4 protein-coding genes are annotated in these 11,392 nt (G+C 73.0%); all 4 read left to right on the forward strand.

The features are described from left to right. The first annotated feature begins 277 nt into the window (after positions 1–277). Positions 278–2,236, forward strand: coding sequence for an autotransporter assembly complex protein TamA (locus ACFHYO_RS02295; protein WP_394318088.1), 1,959 nt, complete (start codon positions 278–280; stop codon positions 2,234–2,236). Next, positions 2,236–7,443 (forward strand): translocation/assembly module TamB domain-containing protein, encoded by a 5,208-nt coding sequence (locus ACFHYO_RS02300; protein WP_394318090.1) that lies wholly within the window; start codon positions 2,236–2,238, stop codon positions 7,441–7,443. The genes ACFHYO_RS02295 and ACFHYO_RS02300 overlap by 1 nt, the downstream gene beginning before the upstream one ends. 428 nt (positions 7,444–7,871) lie before the next feature. Then, positions 7,872–9,422 (forward strand): OpgD/OpgG family glucan biosynthesis protein, encoded by a 1,551-nt coding sequence (locus ACFHYO_RS02305; protein WP_394318092.1) that lies wholly within the window; start codon positions 7,872–7,874, stop codon positions 9,420–9,422. A 35-nt stretch (positions 9,423–9,457) separates the two neighbouring features. Then, positions 9,458–11,392 (forward strand): glucans biosynthesis glucosyltransferase MdoH (gene mdoH / locus ACFHYO_RS02310; RefSeq protein ID WP_394318094.1); only part of this gene is annotated, 1,935 nt, incomplete at its 3' end.

An 11,392-nucleotide genomic window follows, 5' to 3' on the forward strand; every position in this document is an offset into this window, starting at 1 on the left:
ACGGGACAACGGCGGGGCTGCCTGCGGGTTCCATCGGGCGCGTTCACGCCGGGCTTGACATTCCCGTGACCCTTCTCGCACCCGCCCCCCCTGCAGGTTCGCAATGCTGCGCGTTCAAGGGCTTGCCGCGCAGGCCGCGAGAGGACACGCCCGGCACAAATCTGCCCGTCTGCGGCCTCGGCGGATGGATTTCCTGACCCGAGTGCGTCAAGAATGGTCGGGATCGGGACCATAACGACGACGCGGACAACGGCGGCGCAACGAGGCGGGCAGCGACATGGCGACAGCGTGGGCGAGAAGGGTCGCAGCAGCGGCCGCGGCAGGGTGCCTGATCGCGGGCCCGGCCTGGCCCCAAAGCGCGGCCCCCGCCCCAGCGCCATCGCCCGCACCGGCCGAGACCAAGCCCGCGGGCACCGGCTCGGCCTCGTCCTCGCCGTCGTCGGCCTCCTCGCCCTTCGCGCGCTGGTTCGGGGGCGGCGACCGGGTCGCCAATTCGCCCGTCGAGTTCATCGTCCGCGTCGAGGGCAGCGACCCGGCGCTGGAACGCAAGCTGCGGCAAAGCTCGCTCATCACCGGGGCGCTGGCCGAGGGCCGCACCTCGGGGCAGGACGTGCTCGCCGCCGCCCGCGCCGATTACGCAAGGTTCCTCGGCACCCTCTATGACGAGGGGCTGTATGACGCGGTCATCGACATCCGGCTCGACGGGGTCGAGGCGGCGGGGATCGCGCCGCTCGACGCGCCGCAGTTCGTCCGGCAGGTGGTGGTCTCGGTCGATCCGGGCAGCCGCTTCCGCTACAGCCGGGCCGAGATCGCCCCGGTCGCGCCCGGCACCGACCTGCCGCGCGACTACCGCACCGGCGCGGTCGCCCGCACCTCGGACATGAAATCCGCCGCCCGCGCCGGGGTGACCGGCTGGCGCGACTATGGCCACGCCAAGGCCGACGTGACCTCGACCGACATCGTCGCCGACCACGAGCTGCACGCCGTGGACAGCCGCATCGTCCTCGCCCCCGGTCCGCTGGTCCGCTTCGGCCGGCTGCTGCCCTCGGGCAACGAGCGGCTCTCGACCCGGCGGCTGCTCAAGATCGCGGGCTTCCCCGAGGGCGAGCGCTTCGACCCCGAGAAGCTCGAGCAGGTGCGCAAGCGCCTGCGCCGCTCGGGCATCTTCTCGGCCATCACGCTCGAGGAAGCCGAAGCGCTCGGGCCCGGCAACACGCTCGACGTGGGGCTGACGGTGATCGAGCAGAAGCTGCGCCGGATCGGCGGCGGCTTCGAAATCTCCAGCATCGACGGGGCCAAGGTCACCGGCTACTGGCTGCACCGCAACCTGCTGGGCGGGGGCGAGCGGCTGCGCGTCGACGGCGAGATCAAGGACATCGGCTCGGGCACCTCGGGGCGCGACTACAAGCTGGGGCTGCGCCTCGACCGCCCGGCGACGATCCGCCCCGACATCACCGCCTTCGTCGAGGCCCGGGCCGAGCGGCTCAGGGAAGAGGACTACGACCTCGACCTCGGCGTCCTCGGGATGGGCCTCGTCTGGCTGCCTTCGGATCGGCTGACCGGCGAGACGCGGCTCGAATACCGCCGCTCGCGCGTCACCGACGCCAGCGGCACGACCGATTTCCGGGTGCTGGCGCTGCCGACGACGGTGACGCTCGACCGCCGCGAGGATGAGCCGAACGACGCAAGGCGCGGCTACTGGCTGTCCACCACCGCGACGCCCTTCTACGGGATGCAGGACACCGGCTCGGGCCTGCGGCTGGTGGGCGAGGGCCGCGCCTACCGCAGCTTCGGTGCCGAGGACCGCTTCACCCTCGCCGGCCGGGCGCGGGCCGGGACGATCTTCGGTTCGGACCTGGCCGAGACGCCGCGCGACTATCTGTTCTACTCGGGCGGCGGCGGCTCGGTCCGTGGCCAGCCGTTCGAGTCGCTCGGCGTCGAGGTCATCCAGGGGCCCGAGGGGCCGGTCAAGACCGGCGGCCTCAGCGTGCTGAACATCACCGGCGAGATGCGGGTGCTGGTGCGAGAGCGCATCGGCTTCGCGGCCTTCGCCGACGCCGGCCAGGTGTGGGAGGAGAGCAGCTTCGGCGGCGCGAGCGACTGGCACGCGGGCGCGGGCGTGGGCATCCGCTACACGACGCCGATCGGGCCGATCCGCCTTGACGTGGCCGGGCCCGTCGGCGGCGACACCGGCGAAGGCGTGCAGTTCTATCTGGGTCTGGGGCAGGCGTTCTAATGCGGTATCTCTCGACCCTTCCCGCCCGCCTGACCCGGCCCCTGCGTCGCCTGACGCCGGCGCTGGCCGCGCTGGTGCTGCTGGCCGCGCCGCTGCCGCCCGCGGCCGCGCAGGACGCCGCCCCCCCGCCGGCCGAGGCGCCCGCCCCCGCTGCGAGCGCCGCCGATCAGGACATGGCCGCCAGCGCCGCCGAGATCTCCGCCGAGGTCGAGGACGACCGCGGCTTCATCACCCGCTTTCTTGAACGCAACCTGTCGGGCGCCGGCCGGCAGGTGGTCATCCGCGGCTTCCAGGGCGCGCTCTCGTCGCGCGCGACCTTCACCGAGATGACCATCGCCGACGCCGAGGGCGTCTGGATCACGCTCAGGAACGGCGCCATCCAGTGGGACCGCTCGGCGCTGTTCGGCCGGCGGATCGAGATCAACGAGCTTTCCGCGCAGGAAATCCTGCTGCCCCGCCTGCCCGGCGGCGGCGAGGGCGGGCGCAAGGCCGAGGTCCGCGACTTCGCCCTTCCGACCCTGCCGGTGTCGGTCAACATCGCCCGCATCGCCGCGGGCCGGGTCGAGATCGGCGAGCCGGTCATTGGCGAGGCCGCGGTCGTCTCGCTCGACGGCTCGATGAACCTGGCGGGCGGCGAGGGCGCGGCCAAGCTGGCGATCAACCGGGTGGACGGCAAGCGCGGCGTCTTTGCCGTCGATGCCGCCTACTCCAACGCCACCACGAACCTCAGGCTGGACGTGACGCTGGACGAGGACCGCGAGGGGCTGTTCGCCAACCTCGTCGGTCTCTACGACAAGCCCGCGGTCACCGCCGAGATCAAGGGTGAGGGGCCGCTCAAGGAATTCGCCGCCGACATCCGGCTGGCCACCGACGGCACCGACCGCGTCACCGGGCGCGTCTCGGCCCACGCCCAGGCGGGCGAGGACGGCACCCCCGGCACCGGCTTCCGGGCCGAACTGACCGGCGACGTGGCCAGCCTCTTGCCGCCCGACAACCGGCCGTTCTTCGGCACCAGCTCGCGCCTCTTGGCCGAGGGCTGGCGGGGCGAGAACGGGCGCATGGCGCTGCCGGTGCTGATGGTGGACACCGAGGCGCTGAACCTCACCGGCTCGGTCACCACCAACGACAAGGGCGCGCCGCAGTCGCTCGTGCTGCTGATGACGCTGGGCGAGGATGCCGGCGCCACCACCCTGCCCGTCCGCCTGCCCTTCGGCGGAGAGCCGACCGACGTGCGCTCGGGCAGCCTGCAGATCAGCTATGACGCCACCCAGTCGGATGCCTGGCGCGTCGTCGGGCGGATCGGCGACATCACCCAGAACGGCAACCGGATCGGGGCGCTGACGCTGAACGGCGACGGCACCGTGGCGCTCGAGAACGGCGACCTGCAGCAGGTGCTGGGCAAGCTCGCCTTCGGGGTCGAGGGGCTGGCGCTGGCCGACGCCGGGCTGCAACAGGCGCTCGGCACGTCGATCACCGGCGAATCCGGCTTTGACCTGACCCCGGGCAACGCGCTGGAACTGTCGGACTTTACCCTCAGCGGGCAGGATTTCGGCATCGCGGGCACCATCCTCGCCGACGGCCTGCGCTCGGGGATCACCGTCTCGGGCGACCTCGACGCGGCCTATGAGCGGCTCGAGCATCTCTCGACGCTGGCGGGCCGGCCGCTGACCGGGCAGGCCAACGCCAACATCCGCGGGCTCTACACCGTGCTGACCCACGGCTTCGACGCCGAGGCCGAGATCACCGGCACCGACATCACGGTGAACCAGCCGCAGCTCGACCGGTTGATGGCGGGCGAGGCGTCGATCTTTGCCAGCGCCCGCCGCGACGAGCAGGGGATCGAGATCCGCGACCTGCGGGTGGACGGGCAGCGCCTGACCGCCGCGGCGCAGGGGCTGATCACCAGCAGCTCGACCGACCTCAAGGCCGACCTGCGGCTGTCGAGCCTGACTGCCGCCGATCCGGCGATGGCCGGCGCGCTGACCGCGCAGGCCGCCGTCACCGGCGCCCCCGGCGCGCGGCGCGTCACCGTCTCGGGCGAGGCGACCGACCTCGAGCTCGGCATCAACGAACTGGACGCGGCGCTCAAGGGCCGCACCAACCTCACCGCCATCGCGCAGGAAAAGGACGGCCGCTTCGAGGTCGAGACGCTGCGCCTTGCCAACCCGCAGCTCACCGCCGACGGGCGCGGCAGCTTTGCGCAGGGCGCGCTCGACGCGGCGCTGGATCTGGACGTGCCGGACCTCGGCGCGCTGCAACCGGGCTTCGCCGGGTCGCTCAAGGCCACCGCCACCGCGCGCGAGGCGAACGGCGTGCGCAGCATCGAGGCCACGGGCACCGGGCAGGACCTGCGGCTGGGCCAGCAGGACGTCGACGGCGCGCTGTCGGGGACGACCCAGTTCCGCCTGTCGGCCGAGCAGGCGGGGCAGACGGTCACGGTGCGCGACCTGCAACTGACCAACGACCAGATGACCGCGAATGTCGAGGGCGTGCTGGCCGACACCGGCACCGACCTGACCGCGACCGCCGACATCCGCTCGCTCGCAGCCTTCGGCCGGGGCTGGCGTGGGGCGCTGCGGCTCGACGGGTCGCTGAAGGATGACGGGACCGGCGCGCGGGTGCTGGCGGTGGACGGCACTGGCACCGACCTCGCGCTGGGGCAGAAATCCGTGGACGGGGTGCTGGCGGGCGAGACGCGGCTGACCGTGCGCGGGACCGAGCGCGACGGGGTGCTGACCCTGACGCAGGCGGTGATCGACAACCCCCGCGCGCAGGCGGATGTAAAGGGCACCGTGGGCGGCGGGCAGACGGACCTGTCGGGGCGCGTGAACCTCGCCGATCTGTCGGCGCTGGGCCTCGGCTGGCGCGGCAGCTTCGCCGCCACGGGGCGGGTGAACGAAGAGCCGGGCGGGCTGCGCCGGCTGGTGCTCGACGGCACCGGCCACGACCTGTCGCTGGGGCAGGCGCAGGCTGACGGCGTGCTGGGCGGCGAGACCCGCGTGACCCTGCGCGGGACCGAACAGAACGGCGTGCTGACCATCGAGCAGGCGGTGATCGACAACCCGCGCACCAATGCCGACATCTCTGGCACCATCGGCGGCGGGCAGACCAACGTGCAGGGGCGTGTGAACCTTGCCGATCTCTCGGCGCTGGGGCTTGGCTGGCGGGGCAGCTTTGCCGCCACCGGCAGCTTTGCCGACGACGGCAGCGGCGTGCGCCGGCTGGTCGTGGACGGCACCGGCAACAACCTGTCGCTGGGCCAGGCCCAGGCCGACGCGGCGCTGGCCGGGCCGACCCGCCTGACGGTCCGCGGGGCCGAGCGCGACGGCGTCCTGACCCTCGAGGAGGCCGTGGTGGCCAGCGCCCGTCTGAACGCCACCGCCCGCGGCACCATCGGCGCCGGACGCACCGACGTGAGCGCGGACGTGCGCGCGGCGAGCCTCGCCTTTCTCGGCGGCGGCATCGACGGGGCGCTGAACGCCACCGCCCGGCTGGTGGACCAGGGCCGCGGCCGGCGCGTCACCGCCGAGGGCACCGCAAGCGGCCTGCGGATCGGCAACGAACGGGTCGATCCGCTGCTCGGCGGGCAGACGACCTTCGACCTCGCCGCGACCCAGTCGCCGGGCGGCGCGCTGAGCATCGAGCGGCTGAACGCCCGCAACGGCCAGCTGCGGCTCAGCGCCGACGGCAGCCCGCAGGCGGGGCTGAACGTCGATGCGGCGCTTTCGGACCTCGCGCTGGTGGTGCCGGGGCTACCGGGACCGGCGACGGTCGCCGGGACGGTGCGCCAGACCGCGGGGCGCTATGACATCAACCTGAACGCCACCGCGCCGGGCGGCACCCGCGCCACCATCGCGGGCAGCGCGGCGCAGGATTTCTCGACCGCCGACATCCGGGCGTCGGGGGTCAGCGATGCGGCGCTGGTGAACCCGCTTCTGCGGGTGCGCTCGATCGAGGGGCCGGTGGACTTCGACCTGCGGCTGGCCGGGCGCCCCGCGCTCGAGAACCTGAGCGGGCGGGTGAGCCTGCCGAACGCGCGGCTGTCGGACCCGAAGCTGGGGCTGCGGGTGGACAATCTCAGCGGCACCGCCGACCTGAACGGCGGGCTGATCCAGGTCAACGCGACCGGCAACGTCTCGGCCGGCGGGCGGGTGACGGTGAGCGGGCCGGTGGACCTGCGCGGGGGGACCGCGCTGGACCTGACGGCGCAGCTCGACGGCGTGGTGCTGCGCGACCCGAACCTCTACGAGACCCGGGTGGACGGGACCGTGCGCATCTCGGGCAACCCGGCGGACGGGCCGCTGGTGACCGGGACCGTGAACCTGGGCGAGACCGAGATCCGCATCCCCTCGACCGGGCTCGGCGGGGCGCGCGCGATCCCCGAGATCGTCCACCTGCGCGACCGCCCCCCGGTGCGCGGCACGCGGGCCAAGGCGGGCCTCCTTCCCTTCCCCTCCGCCGACAGTCGCATCGCGGGGATGACCGCGCCGCCCGCCACGCCACCCGCCAACCCGGCGCGGCTAGACCTGACCATCAACGCGCCGAATCAGGTGTTCGTGCGCGGCCGCGGGATCGACGCCGAACTCGGCGGCAGCCTGCGGCTGACCGGCACCGCGCGGAACATGATCCCGGTCGGCCAGCTCGAGCTGATCCGCGGCCGCATCGACCTGCTGGGCAAGCGCTTCGACATGACCGAGGGGCTGATCGAGTTGCAGGGCAGCATGATCCCCGTCCTGCGGCTGGTCGCCGAGACCCAGCAGGACGAGATCCTGACGCGCATCGTCGTCGACGGCGACATCCGCGAGCCCGAGATCACCTTCGAATCGGTCCCCGAACTGCCGGAAGAGGAGGTGCTCTCGCATCTGCTCTTCGGCCGCGGGCTGGACACCATCTCGCCCCTGCAGGCCGCGCAACTCGCCAACGCGGTCGCGGTGCTGGCCGGGCGGGGCAGCGAGGGGATCGTGTCGAACCTGCGCGACTCGGTCGGGCTGGACGACCTCGACCTCGCCACCGACGACGAGGGGAACGTGACGGTCCGGGCCGGCAAGTACCTGACCCGCAACGTCTATACTGACGTGGCGGTGGATGCGGACGGGCGCTCGCGGATCAACCTGAACCTCGACGTGAACGATGCGGTGACCGCCCGCGGCTCGGTGGCGAGCGACGGGGAAAGCACGATCGGGGTGTTCTACGAGCGGGATTACTGAGCGTTGCCCGGGATGCCGCCGCGTCCCGGGGGGCTCATAATAGGGGACCGAGAGGCGGGCGACTGACGGATTGTCCCTGAGGCCTCGGGGGCATCGCTGCCGCCTCCGCCTCAAGAACAATCCGGCAGACGAACGATGGCTCGTCGCGTTGCAAGGGCGATCGTTAACAGCGGACCTTCAAACCCGAGTCTCGCAAGGCGCGGCGCGACCCTGTCGGCTGCACCTACCAACATACAACAAACACGCATCGGATAAACGTCCAATTTGTCTGGTTGGTCAATTTATCCTTGGGTCAGCCCGGGAAGTTTTCCCCCACCCTCCGACCCCACCCCATACGCGGGGCTCCGCTGCGCCGCAGCGGCGATCCTTGCGGGGCCGCCCGAGTTTCACTAAGCAGCGACCCTAGTCGGATTTGCGGGGCATCGTCAGTGGAACGCCGGGTTTTTCTGGGGGCGATGACCGCCGCCCTGTCGGTCGCAGCGACCGGCGCGCGGGCGCAGATGGCCGCCCCGCCCGAGGCCGAGGCCGTCGCGGCCCCCCCCGCCCCCTTCGGGTTCGAGGATGTGGCCCGAATCGCCGCCGACCTCGTGCGCGCCGATTACGTCCGCCTCCAAGCCAAGCTAACCCCGCCCTTCGCCGATCTCGGCTATGACGCCTACCGCGGCATCCGATTCCGGCGTGAGGCCGACCCCTGGCGCGACCTCGGCGGGTTCGGGCTGGACCTGCTGCCGCCGGGGATGCTGTTCACCGACCCGGTGCGGATCAACCTGATCGAGAACGGGGTGGCGCGGAACCTGCCCTTCGACCCGGCGGTGTTCGAGTTCTCGCCCGAGGGCTTCCCGCCCGACGCGGCCTCGGCCCCGCCCGGCGACATGGGCTGGTCCGGCTTCCGCCTGCGGACGGTGCTGAACCGGCCCGGCGTGCTGGACGAGATGGCGGTGTTCCAGGGCGCGAGCTACTTCCGCGCCATCGGCCGCGGCAACGTCTATGGCCTCTCGGCGCGCGGCCTCGCGCTCGGCACCGGCAGCGCCGCGGGCGAGGAGTTCCCGGCCTTCCGCGAGTTCTGGATCCGCACGCCCGAGCCGGGGGCCGCCTCGGTCACCGTGCTCGCGCTGCTCGACAGCCCGTCGGTCGCGGGCGCCTATGAGTTCGTCCTGACCCCCGGCGCCGATACCGCCGTCGCCACCCGCGCGGCGCTGTTCCCGCGGCGCGAGCTGACCGACGTGGGGATCGCGCCGCTCACCTCGATGTTCTGGTTCGGGCCCGCCGACCTCGGCAGCTTCGACGACTACCGCCCCGCGGTCCATGACAGCGACGGGCTGCAGATGGTGACCGGCAACGGCGAGCGGCTGTGGCGGGCGCTGGCCAACCCGGCCGCGCTGCAGATCTCGGCCTTCGCCGACCGCGACCCGCAGGGCTTCGGGCTGATGCAGCGCACCCGCGACTTCACCGCCTTCCAGGATGCTGAGGCCGCCTATGAGCGCCGCCCCTCGGCCTGGGTCGCCCCGCAGGGCGGCTGGGGCGAGGGCCGCGTGGTGCTGGTCGAGATCCCGGTCGAGAGCGAGTTCCACGACAACATCGTCGCGTTCTGGCAGCCCGGCCAGCCGCTCGCCCCCGGCGTGCGCCACGACTTCGCCTATGAGCTGAGCCTCGGTTTCGCGCCCGGCGACAACGACCCGGCGGCGCAGGTGCGCCAGTCGCGGTCGGGGGCCTCGATCAACGGCAAGGGCGCGCGCAGCTTCGTCATCGACTTCGACCTCGCCCCGTTCGAGGGCCAGCCCGACCCCGAGCCGGTGGTCACCACCTCGGCCGGCGAGGTCCGCCACCCCTATGTCGTCCGCCTGCCGGCCGAGGGGGTGCTGCGGCTCTCGTTCGAGTTCGTGCCCGGCGGCGCCGACCTGGCCGAGCTCTCCGCGCGGCTCGACAGCGCCCAGCTGCGGATGAGCGAGACCTGGCTTTACCGCTGGACGCGGGGCTGACCGGGGTGCTGGAAACCGGCGCCCCGGCGGCCGGCGTGCCCCAGCCCCTTGCCGCAGACGCCCCGGCGGATGCGGCCGCGCACCTGTCCGGGCAGTCGTCCGGGCACCCGCCCGCCACCCCGCCCGAAGCACCGCTGGCGATGCCGGCGCAGGATTTCCGCGCCGCCCCGCCCCCCGGCCCGCCGCGCCTGCCCCCGGCCCCCGAGGTGGTGCTGGCGCGCGTCATCGCCTTCGGCGGCGCGGCGCTGATCGTGGCGCTGGGCTTCTGGCAGATGCTGCTCGTCTTCGGCGACCGCATCCAGCCGCTGCAATGGGCGCTGCTCGGGTTCTTCACCCTGACCTTCGGCTGGGTCGGGTTCAGCTTCTGCTCGATGCTCGCGGGCCTCGTCGCCCGCGCCCCCGCCACCCCCGCCGACCCGGGCACCGCCCGCGTCGCCGTGGTGATGCCGGTCTATCACGAGGACCCCGCCGAAAGCCTCGGGCTGCTCGGCGCGCTCGCCGACGAGATGGCCGCCGCGGGCCTCGCCGGGCGGGCCGAGATCTTCATCCTCTCGGACAGCCGCGACCCGGCGTTCTTCGCCGCCGAGACGCTCGCCGTCGCCACCCTGCGCGAGACCTGCCCGCTGCCGGTCTGGTACCGCCGCCGCACCGACAACACCGGGCGCAAGGCCGGCAACATCGCCGAGTTCGTGCGCCGCTGGGGCGGGCGCTACGACCAGATGGTGGTGCTCGACGCCGACAGCGTGGTGTCGGGCAGGGTGGTGGCCGAGATGAGCGCCCGGATGGCCGCCGATCCGGCGCTGGCGCTGATCCAGACCATCCCGATGCTGGTCGGCGGGCAGACGCTCTTCGCCCGGGTGATCCAGTTCGCCGGCCGTGTCTACGGCCCGCCCATCGCCCGCGGCGTCGCCGCCTGGTCGGGCGACAACGGCAATTTCTGGGGCCACAACGCGATGATCCGCGTCCACGCCTTCGCCGCCTGCTGCGGCCTGCCCGAACTGCCGGGCGAGCCGCCCTTCGGCGGCACCATCCTCTCGCATGACTTCGTCGAGGCCGCGCTCTTGCGGCGCGCGGGCTGGAAGGTGCGGCTCGACTGGGACCTGCGGGCGAGCTACGAGGGCAGCCCGCCGACGCTGCTCGACATGGCGGTGCGCGAGCGGCGCTGGGCGCAGGGCAACCTGCAGCACCTGCGGCTGATCGGGGCGCGGGGGTTCTCGGCCATCAGCCGGGTGCATTTCACCATCGGCATCCTCGGGTTCCTGATGAGCCCGATCTGGCTTGCCATGATCCTCGTCGGGCTGGCCCTGACCGCCAAGGTGATCCTGTCGCGGCCCGAGTATTTCCCGCGCACCTACCAGCTCTTCCCCGACTGGCCGACCTTCGATTCCGTCCGCATGACGTGGCTGTTCGCGGCCGCGATGGCGCTGCTGCTGCTGCCCAAGTTCGTGGCCGTCGGCCGCGCCTGGCGCCGCCCGCTGGCCGCCAACGCGGGCGGGCGGTCGCGGACCCTCGCCTCGGCGCTGTTCGAGATCCTGCTCTCGGCGCTGATCGCCCCGGTCCAGATGCTGATCCAGACCCGCCAGATCGCCGAGATCCTCTCGGGCCGCAACTCGGGCTGGGAAAGCCAGGTCCGCAAGGGCTCGATGCCGCCGTGGCGGCTGGTGCTCAGGCGGCATGGCATCCACGTCGCCTCGGGGCTGGCGATCCTGATCGTGGTGGCGATGCTGTCGCCCGGCCAACTCATCTGGCTGTCGCCGATCCTCGCGGGGCTGATCCTCGCGCCGGCCATCTCGCGCTGGACGGCCTCGCCGGTGTTCGGACGCTGGGCGCGGATGGCCGGCCTCTTGGTCACGCCGGAAGAGCGGCGGGTCCCCCCGATCATCGCCGCCGCCACCGCCGAGGCCCGGCGCCTGCGCCGCGACGACGACCCGACCGCCGCGCTCGGCGCCGACGCCGGGCTGCGCGCCCGC

This window comes from Paracoccus panacisoli, from assembly GCF_042435015.1.
GTDB classification, from domain to species: domain Bacteria; phylum Pseudomonadota; class Alphaproteobacteria; order Rhodobacterales; family Rhodobacteraceae; genus Paracoccus; species Paracoccus panacisoli.

Excerpts from the sequence above, each read along its gene's own strand:
- ACFHYO_RS02295 (WP_394318088.1), top strand. The coding sequence starts at position 278 with ATGGCGACAGCGTGGGCGAGAAGGGTCGCAGCAGCGGCCGCGGCAGGG.
- ACFHYO_RS02300 (WP_394318090.1), top strand. The coding sequence starts at position 2,236 with ATGCGGTATCTCTCGACCCTTCCCGCCCGCCTGACCCGGCCCCTGCGT.